The following is a 19314-nucleotide window of genomic DNA, read 5'->3' on the forward strand; positions in this document are numbered from 1 at the left end:
ATATAATTTATATAGCGCATTTTTTGTTTTACCACTGGTAACTTACAGACAACATGGCATTACGTGGTTTACCTGGGAAGTAACGATCCCCAGTAAAGCTGGTGTAATCGGCGCGCTCAGCGTAGGCTGTGTTAGTTAAGTTTATAATTCGGGCACTCAGTAATAGCTGTGGACTAATTTGCCACTGGCCGCGCAAGCTTAAAATATCGTGGCCTTGATATTCATGTAAGTTTTCAGGGTCGGAAAAGTAGCGGCTCACATAGTGCCATTGCAGCGCAAGGCTAATACTCTCGTTGGCTTGCCAGTTAAAATCGATATTAGCAACCTTTCGAGGTGCGGTATCAATATCGTTACCTTTAATATTAATGCTGCCAATAACTTGCTCATTCGAGTACGTATGCTTGGCATAGGTGCCTGCAAAATTAACAGATAAGTGCTGATTAAAGCTATGCGCTAATTCAAGCTCAATACCGCGATGCCGAGTTTGGCCGTCATTAACAGTAAAAAAGTCACTGTCGCGGTAGATGGTATTGTGCTTGCTCATCGCATACATCGATAAGCCATAGCGAGTATTGTTGTACACCCCTTTAATACCCATCTCAGCATTATTAGCTATTTCTGCGTCTAAGTCGGCAGTACTTTGCTCGCGTTGTAATTGATAGAGCTCAGCCGCTTGGGGGGCTCGATAGCCTCTTGAAAAATTAGCGTATAATGTATTGTTAGTATTAAGCTGATAGCTCACCCCGAGTTTTGGCGAAAGATTACTAAAGCTGTTTTTAGTGCTTTCGGGGCGGCTATAACGACAGCCACCAAAACCACATTCGTTGCCATCCTCTTTTGTACGCCCTGCAAGCATATTATTTTGATAGTCATATTGCATGTGCTCATAACGCAGTCCTGCGGTTATAAGCCAATTATTTAGTTGCCAATCAATAGCGGCAAATGGAGCATATAAGGTGGCGTCAACTTGGTAATCGTAATGTTTACCTTGCGGCACTGTGGCTACTAAAAACGCAGAACCTTGAGTCGGTTTATCTTGGGTTTGTAAAAAATCGGCTTGAGTAAACTCACCATCAAAACCAAGTTTTAGGTTGGTATTGTCGTTCACATAATGTTGATAAAGCGATTGTAGGCCAAACCCTGTTTGACTGTTTTTTTCGAGCGGAGTACCGGGTAAAAAGTGTTTGAAAAAGTCCATGCTTTGGTCACGAAGATAAGGAGTAACAACAAGCGTGTTCTCACCTAATTGCCAGCTTACTTTACTCCAAGCCTTAAGCGAGCGAGCTTTTCTAAAGGCGTCAGGATCAAAATTTTGCTGTGCAATATCTTCATCTTTATAGCTTTGAAAGCCACTAATATATCCTGCGGTTTGTTGGTCTAAGTCGGTATAGGTCAACCCCGATATTAAACTTAAGTTGTTGTTAGCGTATCGATGTCGCACATTTATTTTTTGTTGTTTAACGCTTTCATCATCTCGGTAACCGCCATCATCGGTAAAGCTGGCATTAATACCGAACCCTGAATTATCCATAGCATGGCCTGCACGCAATTTATAGCGAGCATAACCGTAAGAGCCATAATCAACACCCAGTAAACCACCACCTTGGGTCGTGTCTGGTGTAATGACGTTAATTACGCCATGCACTGCATTTGAGCCATACAGTGCAGAGCCTGGGCCTTTTAATACTTCAATACGCTGTGCCATCTCACTATGTGCTTCAAATAGCTCATTAATATTACAAAACCCAGCTGCACGAAGTGCAATACCATCTTCAGCAGTTAAAATCCCTCCACAAGCCCCCGTACCAGAAAGCACCTGCGAGCGCAGGGCGGGTAAATACTCTTGACCATTACCACGTTGTACATTGGCACCTGCAACGCGTTGCAGTGCTTCTTCTACATGGGTAGGGGCAATAAGCTCAAGCTGTGATTCGCTTAATACACTGATCACCAAAGGTAATGGGGTGGAAAGCGCTTCACTACGTGATGCTGTGGTTGTGATACGTTCAATTGATTGCGCGGTATCTTCAGCACACGCACTATTAATTAAACTTAACTGACTGCATAACAATAAAGGGGGTAAATAGTAGTATTTCATAAATTCCAGCACATCGGCAATTTGATAAGTTTAGGGTAGGGGATTTTGTGAATTGGTTAAAGCACACTCAACCTATAAACCCGATAAGTAATCGATAAAACAATACAAAAAATGCCGGGCACAACTAAAGTCAGCACTGAGTAATGTTTAAATAGCAATACGCCTACCACTCCGCCGGTTAAAAAACCGGCAATAATTAATACAAAAACAATGCACTTTCTAGTATCGAATGTTTGTCCTTTTAGGGCTTTTCCAAACATTAACCCTAGGTCGGTAAATATACCGGTTAAATGAGTGGTACGCACTACAGCGCCGCTGTAGTTAGTGGCCAAAGCATTTTGTAAGCCGCAGGCAGCAGAGGCAAGTGTAAGTGCGTAAGGGTAAGAATATTGAAGTAGCTGTGCGCTTAACAGCAGTAAAATACCCTCAATAAATAAGAGCGTATCGTAATGGCGGCCTAGCTTAAGTGAACCGCCTGAAAGCATTAAGCCTGTTAATGCCGAGCCGAGTATAAAACTCAGTACAATCGCAACTAAAAATAACGCCGCCTTGATGTTGGTAGTAAGTTCAATAGCTAATGAAGTCACCGACCCTGAAACGTGAGAAATTGCTTGCTGTTCAAACCCTAATAAACCTACTGCGTTTACCATACCGGCAATAAAAGCGAGGGTAAACGCACCATATTCGACCCACTTAGGTAGTTTTGTAAACATCCTTTTAGCTCCGGTTTCAGTGTGTAGATTAATCATACACTTAATTAAAGTTAATAAATGAAAAGAGATTATATTTTTAACATCACAACCAAGTGATGATCGCTAAATTTAACTTTTGCGTATTAACCAAATTTGGAATTAATATGTTTAACCAAGAACAGCAATCACGCATTATAGAAATGGCATGGGAAGACAGAACGCCATTTGAAGCCATTGAAAATCTGTATGGGCTAAATTACTCTCAGTTAGTTAATTTTATGCGTGACCACATATCTAGCGGCTCATTTAAAGTATGGCGTAAGCGCCATGCTGGGCGTAAAACTAAACACCTAAAGTTACGCGACCCCGCGATTATGCGCAGTCATTGTAAAACACAGTACAAGCAGCGTTAATTTTTCTCATTTCATGTAATGTTCAGGCTTAACCGTTAATACTCTTCAGTAATGATCACACTGGAGAATCGCCATGAAATCACTAATCAGTATTTTAGTAATGGTTTTTGCGCTAATGGCAACAAACGCATTTGCTGTACCACACAAAGACAAACATGCGAATAAACACGCAAACAAGCATCACTGGAAAAAGCATAAATATAACCAATACCATGACAAAAAACGAATCTCTAAAAAACAAGCAAGGCATTTAATTCGCCAAGGGTGGACTCCACCAGGATGGCACACCCGTTATCATCAAGGCGATATCCTCGAGCATGATATTTATAAGCGTGCTAGAGTAATAGACCGAGAAAGAGACACAGTGCGAATAGAAGTTGATCGCACTATTATTCATCTAGTGCACGACACTCGTGAAATTCTCTCTATTTTACAGCGCCATTAGGCACCATATAAGGACTTATAAATGCTCATAGTGTTGGTGGTAATTACTGGCTTTTTGTTGTTAATAACCTTATTGCCGCTGTCATACAGTCAGCACTATTTAGTCCGTAGCTGCGATTTTGTGCGCTTGCAGGTGTGTTACCTAGCAAGCGCTGTAATTATCGTTGCACTAATAGGTATGTGGCAAATCGACTTTATTGCATACTCATTAATAGCGGCTGTTGCTTTAATTATTTGTGCGCTTCAAGCTAAGTGGATTTATCCTTATACATGGCTTGCTAAAAAAGAGGTGCAAAGCGCACCGGAAAATATCAACCACAGCATTCGTATTATGTCGGCTAATGTACTTATGTCGAACCACAATAGTGAGCAGCTCATTAGCCTTGTTAATACCTATGAACCCGACCTACTCATCACTCTAGAAAGCGATAGCTGGTGGCAAGATAAGTTATCTGTGCTTAAAAAAAACTACCCTTATCAAGTACAGTGCCCAAAAGATAACCGCTACGGCATGCATGTCTTTAGTAAATTTAACATACTCGATGCACAAATTTGTGAACTCATAGAAGATAATATTCCCTCTATTCATATTTTGTTTGAAAATCATCAAGGGCTAAAAATGCAAGGCCACTTTATTCATCCTGCCCCACCGAGCCCAACCGAAGAAGATTCATCGCGTCCGCGCGATAGCGAACTAATAATGGTGGCTAAAGCGCTTAAAAATCCAAGCCGCCCGACGATAGTCGCCGGCGATTTAAATGATGTAGCTTGGTCACGCAGCACCCGTTTATTTATGCAAATCAGTGGCTTTTTAGACCCACGTAAAGGACGGGGCTTTTATAACACTTTTCATGCTGGTTACTTTTTTATGCGCTGGCCGCTCGATCACTTATTTCACTCTACAGGTTTTACTGTAAAGCGTATCAAACGTCTTGCTAAATATGGCTCCGATCACTTTGCTCTGCTTACCGAACTTGTTTATGAAGATGCTAATCAGCAATCACTCGAAACAAAGCCCAGCGAGCTTAAACAGCAGGACATACAAGAGCTTGCTATGAGCAAAGCCGATAAACGTAAAGTGCCTAGGTTTGAAAAAGGCTAGATGAAGTACAGGTATTAGGTTAAAGGCTTTAGGCGAAAGGCAAAATTAATACATTAGGGGCGTGCTTTTAAATTTGCGGGATTTTATATAGCGAGCTATTTAGTTGAGTGTTAATTAGCAAAGAGATTCATTATGTTTAATAAAATTATCTACTTTTGGTTTACAGAGCTTGAGCCTAAGCAGTGGTGGCAAAAAGATGAGGCGTTTGATTTGATGATTCAGGCTCGTTTTGGCCAATTACACCAGCAAGCGAGTGCGAGTGAGTTATTTCAATGGCGTGAGAGTGCATTAGGCAGCCTAGCTGAAATTATCGTGCTTGATCAGTTCTCGCGCAATATTTATCGTGACAAGCCAGCATCATTCGCCTGTGATTCAATGGCTTTAGCGTTAGCACAATCGGCCATTACAAAAGGGTTTGATAAGAAGTTGACGGATGAGCAGCGAGTATTTTTGTATATGCCTTTTATGCACAGCGAATCGAAGTTAATTCATAAGGAAGCGGTTAAGTTATATAAGGGATTAGGTATTCAAAATAACTTAGACTTTGAGTATCAACATAAAGCGATTATCGATAAATTTAATCGTTACCCGCATCGTAATAAAATACTGGGGCGGGAGTCTACAGAAGAAGAACGCGAGTTTTTAAAACAGCCCAATTCAGGTTTTTAGATTCATCAGACAAAAAAACACCGCGCTTATTACAAGCGCGGTGTTTAGTTTTATTAACCAGATACCTGATATTAGCTATTAATCATGATGCTTTTAACATTCACAAACTCGCGAATACCAAAGCCGCCATGTTCTCTGCCATAGCCACTGTCTTTAACACCGCCAAATGGTAAGTTCGGTTGTGCCAGTCCGTAACCGTTTATGTTGATCATACCGGTATCAAAATGCTTTTTAGCCAGCTCAATGGCTTTTTTCTCATCTTTTGAAAAGATACCACCGCCTAGTCCATAACGGGAGTCGTTGGCAATACGCATAGCGTCATCATTATCTTTGGCTTTAATCAAAGATGCCACAGGGCCAAATAATTCGTCATCGTATGCAGGCATCCCTGGTGATAAATTTTCTAGTACTGTAGGCGGGTAGTAATAGCCTGTTTGCTGCGGAATTTCGCCGCCTACAATTACTTTTGCGCCTGCATTTACCGAGTCTTGCACTTGCTGATGAATTTTGTCGCGTAAATCTTCGCGTGCCATAGGACCCAGTTCCGTATCTTTATCCATAGGGTCGCCCATTTTAATTGCTTTAAATTGCTGGCTCAGCGCTTCTTTAAAGTCATTGTAGAGTGAATCGACCACCACAAAGCGCTTGGCAGCCACACAGGTTTGCCCATTGTTAATAATGCGGCCCTGCAAACAGGTTTTAACTGCTAGTGCGAGGTCGGCATCATCAAGTACAACATAAGCATCGTTACTGCCAAGCTCCAATACCGTTTTTTTAACGTGCTTACCGGCTTGCTCAGCTACTTTTTTACCTGTGCCATCACTTCCTGTGAAGGTAACGCCACTAATGTGTTCATGAGAAATAAGTGCGCTGGCTGTTTTTCCGTCAATTAGTAAGTTACTAAAGCAATGCTCAGGGAACCCAGCTTGTTTAAATAAGGTATCTATTTTTTCAGCCATACCAAATACATTGCCCGCGTGTTTTAATACCGTGGTATTACCCGCCATAATATTTGCGGCACTGTATCTAATAACTTGATAAAGTGGGAAGTTCCATGGCTGAATACCTAGCAACACGCCAGTAGGGCGATAACTTATAATTGCACGACCGCCTTGCATATCGCGTTCTTCGTCGCTCAGCATATCGGCGCCATGTTCTGCGGTATAACGGCAAATGTCAGCACAAAGCTGCACTTCTTGAAAGCCTTGTTCGTACACTTTACCCATTTCTTCGGTCATCAGTTTAGCAAGCGCTTCTTTTTGCTCTTCAAATAAAGAGGCTAGCTTATTCAAGTATTTAGCGCGCTCAGTAAACGAGGTTAATCGCCATGTTAAGTATGTTTCATGAGACTTTTCGATCACTTGTTCTGCTTGAGCTTGAGAAAGCAGCGTATAGCTATTGATGACTTGCTCGGTTGCGGGATTGATCGTATCTACTGTGTTACTCATTTTACCTCCTAACAAATTATGTAATAGGGTAGGTGCAAAACCAAAGCCAGTTGGGCGATAGTTTATAAAAATTCATAACTTTTTGTTAATAATGGTTTTTATATTACTTTATACAAAAATCTAGATTTTGTTTGTTCGTTGTTTTTGCTATGGTTCTGTAAATACTGCAAGTTGTTGAAAAAGTTACAGGGAGTAGTTAGATGGTACAGTCATTGTTTAATATCGATTTACCTCTTATTCAAGCGCCTATGGCGGGCGTACAAAACGTTGAATTGGCTGCAAGCGTTTGTGAAGCTGGCGGGCTAGGGTCGTTGCCTTGTGCTATGTTATCGCCAGCACAGTTAGTTGAACAGCTCGACTTACTTACTCAAAAAACAGATAAACCATTTAATCTAAACTTTTTTTGTCACTCGGTTACTGATTACACCAGCCAACAAAAGCAGCAATGGCATAATATGCTGAGCCCTTATTTTGCAGAGTATGAAATTGACCCGCAAAGTTTAACCGCAGGGGCATCCCGTCAGCCTATAAACCAAGCCGTTGTTGATATTATTGCACCCTATAAACCGGCAGTTGTGAGTTTTCATTTTGGTTTACCTAAGCACGCTATTGTGGCGCAAATAAAAAGCTGGGGCACTAAAGTAATTTCAACGGCGACCACTTTAGATGAAGCTATTTGGCTCAGTGAAAATGGCGCTGATGCTGTTATTGCTCAGGGTTTAGAAGCTGGAGGGCATCGAGGGCATTTTTTATCAATGGATTTAAGCTTGCAACAAACCACTGAGCAGTTAGTTAAGCGTTGTGTTGAGTATTTATCATTACCGATTATTGCTGCAGGAGGTATTGCAACGGCAGATGATGTAAAGCATATGAAAGCGCTGGGAGCCAGTGGAGTTCAAGTTGGTAGCGCTTATTTATTATGTAAAGAGGCAAAAACATCTGCTTTACATCAGCAAGCTATTTTAGAGCAGGCTCAAGATAGCACCGCACTAACTACTTTGTTTTCAGGTCGGGCTGCGCGGGGGATTCAAAACCGCGTCATGCTCGAGTTAGGTACTATGCCTGAGGGCGTGCCTTCGTTTCCTCACGCTAGTAGCGCAATAACTGCATTAAGAACATGCGCTGAAAAAGCAGGCCAAAGTGATTTTTCGCCTTTATGGTGTGGTCAAAAGTATGTGCCTCGGGTGGGGGTATCAGCTGCGGATATTACGCATATTTTAATGGGAAAATGGTAGAGTTTAATGTCTGATAACCCACTTTTATCGCTTGGCGATAGTTACGAAGTGCTTATAAATACGCTTAAAACACAATTGGCAGGTATTTACCCTCAACAGCTTGTCGCGCGCAATACCGTGTTATTGCCCCAAGGCGATGTACAGCGTTATGGCTATTTAATTGTGGAGGGGGTTTTAGGTGCTATTCATGATGATATTGATGGCGGGCAAAAATGCAAAGAGTTTTATTTTAAAAATGAGTTTGCATTGCTGTTTGCCAATTGGATGACCTCAAGCCCCGCTTTTTATCAATTAAAAGTAATTAATGAGGCAAGTGTAATTAAAGTACCGCTAACACTATTTGAGCAAGCACAGTACCAACTCATTAAGCAGAAGCTAATTGCGCAGCAACTAATATTTAAAGAAGCCAAAGAAGCATTTTTATTACTCAACAGCCCCGAGCAGCGCTACTGTTACTTGCTTAAACATAAACCGCATTGGTTGGCGCAGTTAAGTTTAAGCCAAGTGGCTATGTATATAGGTATTTCGGCCATTTCGTTATCACGAATTCGTAAGCGACTTAACTTAAGTTAAGTGCTGTTTATATAAAGCACTATACACTCCTCATTTTTATGCCTTAAGTGCCTTGGAGTGTTATGTTTTTAATTGCCCAATCATTGGTTGCCGTCGCGACTTTACTCGACTTAGCTTCATTTCAGTTTAAGTCCCGACGCATTATCTTATGTTGTTTATTTACCTCTGTGTTATTAACCTCAGTCCACTTTTTTATTTTGGGTTATAACAGTGCCGGCTGCTTAATGCTTATTGCCGCGTTACGTTATTTTTACTGCATATACTTTAAGCATACTTGGGCCATGTTTGGATTTATGGCAGTGAGTTGTTTAGCCGTTTATTTAACATGGCAAGATTGGTTTAGTGGCTTTGCGCTGGTGGCGACATTAATACAAACCATTGCTTCATTTCAAAATAGAGACTTGCACTTGAGGTTATGTATGGTGGTGGGAACCTCTTTTTGGATAACGCATAATATTTTTGCTGGCTCCCCTGTGGCAATAATTATGGAAAGCCTATTTTTAAGTAGTAACTTATTTGGTTTATATCGATTTTATATTAGTAAAAAAGTCTTGCCGAACCTCAAGTAGGAACGTAAAATGCAGCAATGTAAACTTATTAAAAGAACTGTTTGGCAATTTCTTTTAATAAAAAGGTTTCTCGAATAATCGACAATCCTTGTTTATCGCTATTAGCTAATGTGCGTTCGTTGTGAGCTATCGCCTCAAAAATATTTACCCATTTAGCTTGCATACCATTTTGTTGCTCATAGTGCTCAAGCTGTGCTTGACCGAGTTGTTCGTTAATTTCGCATACATAACAGTATGACTTTATATGAATAATATCAAAGTCATCTTTGTACCAAGGACGATATTCTTCATAGAGGCCAAACTCACTGCAGATTTTTATATTTTGCGCGCCAGTTTCTTCATTAAGTTCTCTGATAAGTCCTTGTTCAATGCTTTCGTGTAAGTCTACGCCACCACCGGGTAAACTAAAATCGTCATAGCGCTGAGTGTACATTAATAAAATGTACTGCTGTTTAAATACAATTGCGCGAGCAGTAGGGCGAGTAAACTGACGACCTTGAGTAATATTAATAGTGGGGTGAATAGTGGTTTTTAATAGGCGCATAACGACTCCAGCAATAAAGGTAAATTATATCAGTTGGTTGTATTAATTACTTCATTGTTAAAAAGTAATTAACTGAAAAGATTGTTAATTTAAGCGTTTATACATATATCTGTAGTTATAATGGCGAACTATTAAAAAATAAAATGTCATTGTTTTAGTCCTGCTCTGAATACCTTTCATTTGTTTAAAGGGGTGAGTAGAATAATAAAAAAGCATAGGGATTAATCATGTTAAATATACTTTTAGTTGATGACGACATCGAATTTAGTGATGTTATTTGTCATATTGTTGAGTTTCTTGGGCATAATATTCAAACTGCAACCAGTTTAGAAGAAGCGCATCAGTGGTTTGAGAATAATTCCTTTGATCATGTATTACTGGATTTCATGTTACCCGATGGTAGCGGCTTGCATTTATTAGATCATTTAAAAATGATTGGTCAATCTCCTAAAGTCACTCTTATTTCAGGGCACCCATCGGTTAAGGGGATTTTAGCCGATATGTGTGAGCCCAATGTAACGCATTTATTAAAGCCGCTGCAGCGAGAAGATTTAGAACTGGTTTTAAATGGTCCTAAAAAAACTGTTAAAAAAGCTAAGAAAAACGCTATCACCCATCATTTTGATACCTTAATTGGTGAATCTGAGGCAATGCAAAAGCTCTATACTATGATAGAGCGCGTAGCTAAAACCAATGCTAACGTTATGCTTATGGGTGAAAGCGGAGCAGGTAAAGAGGTGGTAGCGCAAGCTATTCATAATGCCAGTCAATGCGAAGGACCTTTAGTTGCTAGCAACTGTGGCGCCCTTTCAAAAGAGCTTATTGGCAGTGAATTATTTGGCCATGAAAAAGGCGCATTTACTGGTGCCATTGCCCGTAAAGACGGCGTGTTTGAACAAGCCGACGGTGGCACGTTATTTCTTGATGAAGTCACCGAAATGCCGATTGATATGCAGCCTAATTTACTGCGTGTACTCGAAACTAAAAAAGTAACCCGAGTTGGTGGAAATCGTGAGTTACCAGTAAATTGCCGTGTTATTTCAGCCACTAACCGCTCACTCACCGATTTAGCGCAGAACAATATATTACGTGAAGATATTTACTTTAGGCTCGCTGTTTTTCCTATTGATATACCGCCACTACGAGATCGAAAAGAAGATATTGCGTTACTTGCTAAATCGTTTTTAGGGCAGTTAAACGATGAAAACGGTACAGCGTTTGCTTGGGCTAATGAGCAGCTTAAAGAGCTTGAAACCTACGACTGGCCGGGCAACGTACGTGAACTTCGCCATGCCATTCACCGCGCTTTTATTATGAGCGACCCGCAAACCAGCACAATTAGTTTACCTGATAACTTAGAGTCGCCTTTTTCAAGGGTTAATACTCAACCTGAGGACAAGCAGGTATCAGCAGGGCAAACTATTGAAGAAGTTGAAAAAGAACTTATTCATGCCACGCTCGATAAAGTACAAGGGAATAAAACATTAGCAGCACAAATGCTGGGTATTAGCACTAAAACCTTATATAACCGTTTAAATGCTTATGGTGGTATTGGCGAGTATAAATAACCAGCATGTAAATTTAATCACAACAAAACGAGGACTTTAATGGCATCACCACAACAGGCAAAACCTTTGAATGAGCTGGTACACGACGCGCGTGCGCCGCTAAATCGTATTTCGATGAATGCCGAGCTGATTAAGCTAGTACTTGAAAACGATATGCCAAAAGATAAAGCGCTCGCCGCACTGGATAAAATAATTGCTAATTGCCAAGCGTGCAGTGACAGTTTGCAGCTTATTTCAGAGTCGAAGTGACCCTAAATAATTCAGGATGATAAATGATTAAACGCAAACAGCAAGGCAAAGCAAATGTAGTATGGGCGTTATTTATCTCCATAATACTATGCATTATTGTAGGTAATGCATTTTTAGCGGTTAATACCATACAAGGCTTAACGCGTACTCAGCAAAGTTTAGATAACACTAATATGTTAAGCACGGCGATAGAGCAATTGCACCTTTCGGTAGTGCAAGCTGAGTCGGGGCAGCGTGGGTATTTATTAACTCAAACGGATGATTATTTAGTGCCTTACTACGATGCTATCGCACAAATAAAGTCTCAAACGAACCATGTGAGCGCCTTACATTCTGAAATTGACGGGCAGGCTGAGCGTATTGCACAGCTGTTACTCTTGGTTGAAGCTAAAATAGCTGAGCTTAAAAAAACGGTTAAATTAGCATTACATGATAAAGAGCAGCGCGCCTTACTAATACTTAATTCACATGAAGGACGCGACTTATATAGAGAAATTCGTGAGCGAGTTAATGATATTCAAGAGCGCGAACTACTGTTTAAAGTCAGTCACTTTTCGAAATTAGCGCAAATTAAAAAAGAAGCAAAGATCACTTTTGGTATTACTGCAGTTACCAGCGCATTATTGATTTTGGGTATGTTTTTATTGGCTAGACTTAATTTAAAAAATGCGGCCGTGTATCGCGCCGAGCTGGAAATGCAAAACGAAACCTTAGCGAGTAAAGTAACCGAACGTACCCAAGAACTTACGTTATATTCTGATGAGTTAAGTCGCAGTAACCGAGAGTTAGAAGAGTTTGCTTTTGTTGCCAGTCATGACTTGCAAGAGCCGCTAAGAAAAATCCAAGCATTTAGTGATCGGCTTGAAAGCATGTTTAAAGACGAGTTGGGCGAAAAAGGCGCAGATTACATTGCTCGCATGAAAAATGCCGCACAAAGGATGTCTAATTTAATTAATGATTTATTAGAGTTCTCTCGAGTAACAACTCGAGGTAAAGATTTTACCGACACCAATCTAAATAGCATACTTAATGATATTTTAAGCGATTTAGAAATAGCCATTAATGAGTCTAATGCGCAAGTGATAACGGTTGATATGCCAATCATTCAGGCTGATCCGAGTCAAATGCATCAGCTGTTTTTAAACTTAATTTCAAATGCAGTGAAGTTTAGAGCGCCTAACGTAAACCCTGTTATTGATATTAGCTTTGAACGAATTAGCGAGTTTAGTGAAGACCATAATAGTAAAGTAAGTTGGCATGTCATTACCGTAAAAGATAATGGTATCGGCTTCTCTGATGAGTACGCGGATAAAATATTTGTGCCATTTCAGCGTTTACATGGCCGTTCAGAATATAAAGGAACCGGCATTGGATTATCTGTGTGTCGCAGAATTGTAGAGCGACATGGCGGAACTATTACAGCAATAAGCACCCCTAACGAAGGCGCAACCTTCATTATTAAACTACCTGTGGATGCAGAGTTATTCACATTACAAGGAGAGGCATAATATGCCATTAACAAACGTAAAACCCATTACCATTTTAATGGCAGACGATGATGAAGATGATCGTTTATTAACCCAAGATGCGCTTGCTGAAAGCCGCGTTTTAAATGAATTACATTTTGTTGAAGACGGTGTTGAACTTTTAGAGTACCTAGAGCGCAAAGGCAAGTTTGTAGATAAAAGCATCTCGCCAAGACCAGGCTTAATTTTACTTGATTTAAACATGCCGAGAATGGATGGTCGTGAAGCGCTTGAAGCTATTAAGGCAAATCCAAACCTAAAGGGCATCCCAGTGGTTATTTTAACTACTTCTAAGCAAGAAGAAGACATGGTTAAAGGTTATAACCTAGGCGCTGCGTCTTACATAACTAAGCCGGTTACGTTTGACGGGTTAGTTGAGTTGATGAAAACGCTGGGTAAATACTGGGTTGAGTTTGTAGAGCTACCAAGCACGTTTAACGATTAAGCATATTATTAAAACAGGAGACGCTATGTTAGCAAAGGCAACGAAACTGCTATTAGTTGAAGACGATGAAGATGATTATATTTTAACTCGTGACTATTTAGAGCAGCTCAGTTCCCATGTGTTTGACATAGACTGGATAAGCTCTCCTGAGCAGGCAATACATGTACTAAGTAAAAATGAGCATGATATTTGCCTGCTTGACTATCGCTTAGGTGCCTCAGATGGCTTAAGTGTTTTAAAGCAAGCGATTAAGAATGGCTTTTGTGGGCCTATTATCATGTTAACGGGGCAATCTAACGATGCGCTAGATTCGGCTGCGCTTGATGCTGGTGCGGTTGATTACTTAGTTAAAAGTGAAATGAGTGGTAGCCGGTTTGCCCGTTCTATTCGTTATGCATTAGCGCGCCGCGATGTAGAAGATGAGCGGGTGGAGCGTTTAAAAGCGGAGGCTGAAAACCGTTCAAAAGACCGCTTTTTAGCGCATTTAAGCCACGAACTGCGAACTCCCTTGTCGTCTATTTTAGGCTATACCGAACTACTTATGCTCAGTGATTTTAGCAAGCAAGCTGAAAATGAGTTGGGCGTTATTTATCGTAATGGCAAACACTTATTGAGCTTACTGAATGATGTTTTAGATTTATCTAAAATTGCAGTCGATAAGCTTGAGCTAAGCTTGGGGGATGTTAATCTTGATAGCCTAATGGCCGACGTGTTTACGTTAATGCGTGTATCAGCCCTTGATAAAGGCTTATCATTAAAATTTGAATCACTGGAGCCTTTGCCATTAGTTATTCGTGTAGACGCTACTCGGGTACGACAAATTCTCATTAACCTGATAAATAATGCGATAAAATTTACCGAGCAAGGCGAAATTATCGTTAACGCATGGACAGAGACGGTGGCTGAACGTGAAATGCTCTTTTTTAGCATTAAAGATTCAGGCTTGGGTATTGCTCCAGAAAAACAAGCACTCATCTTTAAGCCTTTTGAGCAAATTGCCGATGTAGAGTCGCGCTCAGTAGGTGGTGCGGGCTTGGGATTAGCTATTTGTTCTGAGCTACTTAGTCGAATGCAGGGTACTATTTCATTAGATTCTTATGTAGGTGAGGGCTCAACGTTTACCATTTCCTTATACCCTGGTGATATCAGACAGGTAGAGCGCAATTTATTAAAACTTGATTTAACCCCCAACATGCAGCAAAAAGTAGCGCCATGCGAAGTAAGTGGCAAAGTGTTGGTGGTGGATGACTTACGCGATTTACGCGTGTTAGTTGGCCATTTAATTGGCTCAGCGGGTGCAGATGTAGATTATGCTGATAATGGCAAACAAGCGCTTGATAAGGTTAAAAAGCAACTCGTAGAGGGGCGCGCCGCTTACGATATTATATTTTTAGATATTCATATGCCGGTGATGGGCGGAAAAGAAGCAGCCATTGAACTTAGAAAGTTAGGATTTAAAGGGGCGATTATTGCTTTAACCGCGGCCACCATGAAAGGTATTCATAACGAACTAACCGCGCTAGGGTTTGACGATATGATTGCCAAACCTGTGGATTCAAACTTACTGTACCAATGCTTAGAGTCAGTGCTGGGGAAAAAAACACAACGTGTTTCATCGATACAGCCAACGCCAAAACATAATACTAATATAAAGCGTTTTTTATTAGTGGAAGACGATGCTGATGCTGGACAAATTACTCAGTTATTATTAGAAAGTTTGGATGTAGACACGGATATAGCAACAAGTGTCAAAGACTGTAAGGCGACGCTTGAGCATAACAGTAATTACGACAAAGTATTACTCGATATGCATTTACCCGATGGTTCAGGTTTAGAGCTTGCTGGCTTTATTAAAGAACACTATCCTGATATTCAACGAGTTATTATTAGTGGAATGGAGCCTGATGCCGTACACATTAGGCAGCTAGAAATAGAGCAAGTTTTGCTTAAACCAATAAACTTGGCGTTATTAAGTAAACTTGTTTAACGCCACTATTTGCCAATTTATATAATAATTAGCTAGGTAATATTAACGACTGATTGGCGTATGACTAATTCGGGCTGAAATAAAGTTTGAATAGGCTGTACGCTTTTTTGATATACATGGCTCAGTACCCACTGTGCAGCTACTTTTCCCATTTCATCTATTGGGTAATTAATAGTGCTTAAAGGGGGGTATACATGGCGGGTAAAGAACACGTTATCGTAGCCTATTGTTGAAAGTTGTGCGGGTAGTTCAATGCCATGCTCTCTGGCACTGACCATTGCACCCGTTGCCATTTCGTCATTGGCGCACACTAAGGCGGTAATGGCGGGATTTTTTTTATAAAGAGCAGTAAATCCTTCGTAGCCGCTGTCCTCTATAAAGTCACCTTCATACAAACTGTTTTCATCAAACTCAATGGCATGTTCAGCAAGTGCTTGTTTATGTCCGTTTAAACGCTCTTGAGCGTCTTTTTTCCATAAAGGACCGCTAATGTAAGCAATGTTTTTGTGACCAGACTCAAGAATGTATTTAGTCGCTAAATAGCCCCCTTTAATATTATCAAGAATAATACAGCGATCGGCGAGCTCAGGAATATGGCGATTGAGTAAAACAAATGGTGTTTTACCTTTGCTCAGCTTTATTAAATATTCATCGCTAACCGCTTCAACATGCAAAATAAGTGCATCACAATTACGGCTAATTAAAAACTCTATGCCTTGTTGTTCTCGCTCTGCGTCACTGTGCCCTGCGGTAATAATAACGTGTTTACCTTGTTTTCTGAGGGTGTTTTCTATGCCGCTCATCATAGGGCCATAAAAAGGACCTTTTAACTCAGAAACCAATAAGCCAGCACTATTAGAGCAATTAGAGGCCAGTGATTGCGCAATAGAATTTGGGCGGTAGCCTAATTCTTCCATCGCTAAAGTCACTTTTTTTCTGGTTGCATCACTTACGTTTGCATTGTTGTTCATTACTCTTGAAACAGTGGCAAGTGATACCCCTGCAAGCTTTGACACCTCATAAATGGTGGCCATACTATTCCTTGTTACAAATTACTTTTTTGTGTTAAATCGGCGGTGATTTTTTTTATGGTTTTGTTATCTAAGTTGTATTTAGTCATTATTAAAGCCACAAGTATACTGCCAATAGCAGGATAGAGTGTAAATGAGGTTAAAATACCGCTTTTAGTTGCTTCGCTTAATTCTACATTGGCTTGATACTGATAATACGCAAGTAACCAACCCGCTATAGCGCCGCCTAATGCGAGCCCCAATTTGATAAAAAATACCACGCTTGCATAAACCAAACCTGTGAGTCGTTGACCATTTTGCCAAACTCCGTAGTCAATAGCATCTGCCATTTTTGCCCACAATAAAGGTGTCGCCATTTGAGTGAAAAAGCACCATAAAAAATACATTAAAAAGGCGAGTAAAACTTGCTCATTAGGGACAAAAAAAGCAAAACAGCTCAATATGGCAGAAATATATTGCAGATAAATATAAGCCGTTTTTTTATCTAAGCGTTTACTTAAAGGTTGCGCACACGCACAGCCTATAATATTACCGACCATACCTAAAGTCACAAATTCGGTGATTAAATCTTCTTTTCCAAGAACATACTTTACATAGTAAATAGCTAATGTCGTGCGCAGCACCATACTGGTCAATAATATCAGTGCTGCCATACACAATATTTTAAACGGCTGATTTTGCCATAAAACGTGAAGTTGTGTTTTTAAAGATAATTTATGTGGTGGATTGATCACCCGCTCTTTGGTGTAACGAAAACAAATTAGAAATAACACTACACCAAGGCAACTCATAACCAGCATGGTGAGTTGATAGCCCAACTCGTTATTACCCTCCCCAAACCACTTTACTAAAGGTAAAGTGCAGCTCGTAACCAATAACCCCCCCAGCATGCCAAACACAAATCGATATGATTGAATAGAAACCCGTTCGTTAGGATTGCTACTGAGTACGCCGCCAAGTGCCGAATAAGGAATGTTAATTGCGGTATAAACCAACATTAGCAAGGTGTAGGTAACGAACGCGTAAATAATTTTTTTGCCGTCATCCATCGCGGGGGTAGTAAAGGTAATCACGCTTATAACAGCAAAGGGGATGGCAAGCCAAAGTAGGTACGGTCGGTAGCTACCGTATTTTGTATGAGTGGCATCGGTCAGGGCGCCCATTATTGGGTCTGTAACTGCATCAATGACTCTGACGACTAAAAAAAGGGTACCAACAACAGCAGGCGAAATACCAAAAATGTCGGTGTAAAAAAAGGTTAAAAATAGCATTACGGTTTGAAAAATAATATTACTTGCCGTGTCACCTAGGCCATAAGCTATTTTTTCTTTTTTACTCAGCATAAAAGCCACTCATTATTATTTTTGGCGCTGTTTAAGAAAATCACGATACGCAATTGCGCTTTGTTTTAAGGTGCGTTGTTGAGTTTGGTAATCAACATAGACTAGCCCAAAGCGTTTTTCATAGCCATAGGCCCATTCAAAATTATCCATTAAACTCCATGCAAAGTAGCCTTGCACATTAACGCCTTGCTCAACGGCATTATGAACGGCATTAAGGTGTGTATGGTAGTAATTGATACGATGTATGTCATCTACTTTTCCATCTATTAATACATCGGCCATCGCTGCACCGTTCTCAGTTATATATACTTTGGGTAGCGTGTAACGATCATTTAATGCAAGTAGGAGTTCACACAATCCCTGTGGGTATATTTCCCAGCCCATATCAGTGGTGGCAATATTTTCTAAAGGAGCTTCGCTAAACCAATGAACTGGCGTATTTTTGTAATGGATACGAGTATAGTAATTAACCCCTAAAAAATCGATTTTTTGGCTAATAATTGCCATGTCGCCATTTGCAACATCAGGTTTTGCATCATTTGCAAGCTCCTTAATCACTTCAGGGTAGCGGCCTTCCAGCACTGCTTGAATATACCATTGGTTATGATAGTCATCAGCTAATTTAGCAGCGCGTTCATCGTCAGGAGTAAATGGATAGGCAGGGCTAAAATTAAGCACAATACCGGCCTCTATCTTAGGGCAGTTTTTGCGTATCACTTGCATCGCAAGTCCATGGGCGAGTAATAAGTGGTGCGCCGCTTGGCGTCCTGCTTTTTGACTTTTTATGCCTGGTGCATGTACCCCTATTTCATAGCCTAGGTAGGCACTACAAAACGGTTCGTTTAAGGTCGCATAAGAATCCACTAAGCCCTCTAGTTGCTGAGTTACTATATGAGCGTAATGAGCAAATTGATACGCGGTATCGCGATTTAGCCAACCACCGTTGTCTTCTAAATGTTGTGGCAAATCCCAGTGATATAAAGTGACATAAGTTTTAATATTGCGTGCTTTAAGAGCTTGTAGTAATGACTTATAGAACGCCATGCCCTGAATGTTTAAACTTCCATCTTGGTGTAAAACGCGGGGCCAAGAAATAGAAAGTCGATAGGCATCAACGGCTAAATCGGCAATCATTTGAACGTCTTGTTGCCAATATTTTACATGCTCACAGGCGTGATTGCCGTTACTGTTATCTGCAATGGTGTTTGGTTTGCTACAAAAAGTATCCCAAATACATGGTAGGCGCGTGTTGTGGCTTCCCTCTATTTGAAAAGAGGCCGTGGCAACACCAAAAATAAACGGCGATTTTAAAAGGGCTGACGTGCCTGGCAAAGAAATTGTTTTAAACACAATGAGATACGTCCTTAAGCTTGCAATA

The 19314-nt window shown here is 40.5% G+C and carries 19 protein-coding genes; 12 read left to right on the forward strand and 7 right to left on the reverse strand.

Annotated features, from left to right (window positions below; translation table 11 throughout):
- Window positions 1-28 precede the first annotated feature (28 nt).
- The gene (locus PSM_RS03170; RefSeq protein ID WP_013464174.1) at window positions 29-2098 is read right to left on the reverse strand and encodes a TonB-dependent receptor; all 2070 of its coding nucleotides are present in this window, start codon (window positions 2096-2098) and stop codon (window positions 29-31) included.
- 56 nt (window positions 2099-2154) lie between these two features.
- Window positions 2155-2811, reverse strand: coding sequence for a YoaK family protein (locus PSM_RS03175; protein WP_013464175.1), 657 nt, complete (start codon window positions 2809-2811; stop codon window positions 2155-2157).
- Between the two features lie 143 nt (window positions 2812-2954).
- Between PSM_RS03175 and PSM_RS03180 the strand changes: the two genes are divergently transcribed.
- From PSM_RS03180 to PSM_RS03195, 4 genes are all read left to right on the forward strand, one after another.
- Window positions 2955-3203, forward strand: a complete 249-nt coding sequence (locus tag PSM_RS03180) for a TIGR03643 family protein (protein WP_013464176.1) — start codon at window positions 2955-2957, stop codon at window positions 3201-3203.
- Between the two features lie 73 nt (window positions 3204-3276).
- Window positions 3277-3648 carry a hypothetical protein gene (locus tag PSM_RS03185; protein WP_013464177.1) on the forward strand — a complete coding sequence of 124 codons (372 nt, stop codon included), beginning with the start codon at window positions 3277-3279 and terminating at the stop codon, window positions 3646-3648.
- A gap of 21 nt (window positions 3649-3669) precedes the next feature.
- The gene (locus PSM_RS03190) at window positions 3670-4749 is read left to right on the forward strand and encodes an endonuclease/exonuclease/phosphatase family protein (RefSeq protein WP_013464178.1); all 1080 of its coding nucleotides are present in this window, start codon (window positions 3670-3672) and stop codon (window positions 4747-4749) included.
- A 132-nt stretch (window positions 4750-4881) separates the two neighbouring features.
- Window positions 4882-5418, forward strand: coding sequence for a DUF924 family protein (locus tag PSM_RS03195; protein ID WP_013464179.1), 537 nt, complete (start codon window positions 4882-4884; stop codon window positions 5416-5418).
- A 71-nt stretch (window positions 5419-5489) separates the two neighbouring features.
- Here PSM_RS03195 and PSM_RS03200 read toward each other — a convergent pair whose 3' ends face one another.
- Complete coding sequence (locus PSM_RS03200; protein ID WP_013464180.1) at window positions 5490-6866, reverse strand: NAD-dependent succinate-semialdehyde dehydrogenase; 1377 nt, start codon at window positions 6864-6866, stop codon at window positions 5490-5492.
- A gap of 200 nt (window positions 6867-7066) precedes the next feature.
- Between PSM_RS03200 and PSM_RS03205 the strand changes: the two genes are divergently transcribed.
- The 3 genes from PSM_RS03205 (at window position 7067) to PSM_RS03215 (ending at window position 9243) form a co-directional block, all read left to right on the forward strand.
- Window positions 7067-8101 (forward strand): NAD(P)H-dependent flavin oxidoreductase, encoded by a 1035-nt coding sequence (locus PSM_RS03205; protein WP_013464181.1) that lies wholly within the window; start codon window positions 7067-7069, stop codon window positions 8099-8101.
- Between the two features lie 6 nt (window positions 8102-8107).
- Window positions 8108-8674 carry a Crp/Fnr family transcriptional regulator gene (locus PSM_RS03210; protein ID WP_013464182.1) on the forward strand — a complete coding sequence of 189 codons (567 nt, stop codon included), beginning with the start codon at window positions 8108-8110 and terminating at the stop codon, window positions 8672-8674.
- 62 nt (window positions 8675-8736) lie between these two features.
- A complete protein-coding gene (locus PSM_RS03215) occupies window positions 8737-9243 on the forward strand; it encodes a YgjV family protein (protein WP_013464183.1) in 507 nt (168 codons plus the stop codon).
- Between the two features lie 28 nt (window positions 9244-9271).
- Here PSM_RS03215 and PSM_RS03220 read toward each other — a convergent pair whose 3' ends face one another.
- Window positions 9272-9787: an NUDIX hydrolase gene (locus PSM_RS03220; protein ID WP_013464184.1), complete on the reverse strand. Its 516-nt coding sequence runs from the start codon at window positions 9785-9787 to the stop codon at window positions 9272-9274.
- A gap of 227 nt (window positions 9788-10014) precedes the next feature.
- Between PSM_RS03220 and PSM_RS03225 the strand changes: the two genes are divergently transcribed.
- The 5 genes from PSM_RS03225 to PSM_RS03245 are packed head-to-tail and all read left to right on the forward strand — an operon-like array spanning window position 10015 to window position 15562.
- Window positions 10015-11355 carry a sigma-54-dependent transcriptional regulator gene (locus PSM_RS03225; RefSeq protein WP_013464185.1) on the forward strand — a complete coding sequence of 447 codons (1341 nt, stop codon included), beginning with the start codon at window positions 10015-10017 and terminating at the stop codon, window positions 11353-11355.
- A 39-nt stretch (window positions 11356-11394) separates the two neighbouring features.
- A complete protein-coding gene (locus PSM_RS03230) occupies window positions 11395-11604 on the forward strand; it encodes a hypothetical protein (protein ID WP_008111968.1) in 210 nt (69 codons plus the stop codon).
- A gap of 23 nt (window positions 11605-11627) precedes the next feature.
- Window positions 11628-13112, forward strand: coding sequence for a sensor histidine kinase (locus PSM_RS03235; protein WP_013464186.1), 1485 nt, complete (start codon window positions 11628-11630; stop codon window positions 13110-13112).
- A gap of 1 nt (window position 13113) precedes the next feature.
- Complete coding sequence (locus PSM_RS03240; protein ID WP_010390893.1) at window positions 13114-13575, forward strand: response regulator; 462 nt, start codon at window positions 13114-13116, stop codon at window positions 13573-13575.
- A 25-nt stretch (window positions 13576-13600) separates the two neighbouring features.
- A complete protein-coding gene (locus PSM_RS03245; RefSeq protein WP_013464187.1) occupies window positions 13601-15562 on the forward strand; it encodes a response regulator in 1962 nt (653 codons plus the stop codon).
- A gap of 32 nt (window positions 15563-15594) precedes the next feature.
- Here PSM_RS03245 and PSM_RS03250 read toward each other — a convergent pair whose 3' ends face one another.
- From PSM_RS03250 to PSM_RS03260, 3 genes are read right to left on the reverse strand one after another with little or no spacing between them, the layout of a single operon-like run.
- On the reverse strand, window positions 15595-16596 hold the full coding sequence (locus tag PSM_RS03250; protein ID WP_013464188.1) for a LacI family DNA-binding transcriptional regulator: 1002 nt from the start codon (window positions 16594-16596) through the stop codon (window positions 15595-15597).
- An 11-nt stretch (window positions 16597-16607) separates the two neighbouring features.
- Complete coding sequence (locus PSM_RS03255; RefSeq protein WP_013464189.1) at window positions 16608-17936, reverse strand: glycoside-pentoside-hexuronide (GPH):cation symporter; 1329 nt, start codon at window positions 17934-17936, stop codon at window positions 16608-16610.
- 15 nt (window positions 17937-17951) lie between these two features.
- Complete coding sequence (locus PSM_RS03260; protein ID WP_013464190.1) at window positions 17952-19286, reverse strand: GH1 family beta-glucosidase; 1335 nt, start codon at window positions 19284-19286, stop codon at window positions 17952-17954.
- Window positions 19287-19314 lie beyond the last annotated feature (28 nt).

Source organism: Pseudoalteromonas sp. SM9913 (assembly GCF_000184065.1).
Lineage (GTDB): Bacteria > Pseudomonadota > Gammaproteobacteria > Enterobacterales > Alteromonadaceae > Pseudoalteromonas > Pseudoalteromonas tetraodonis.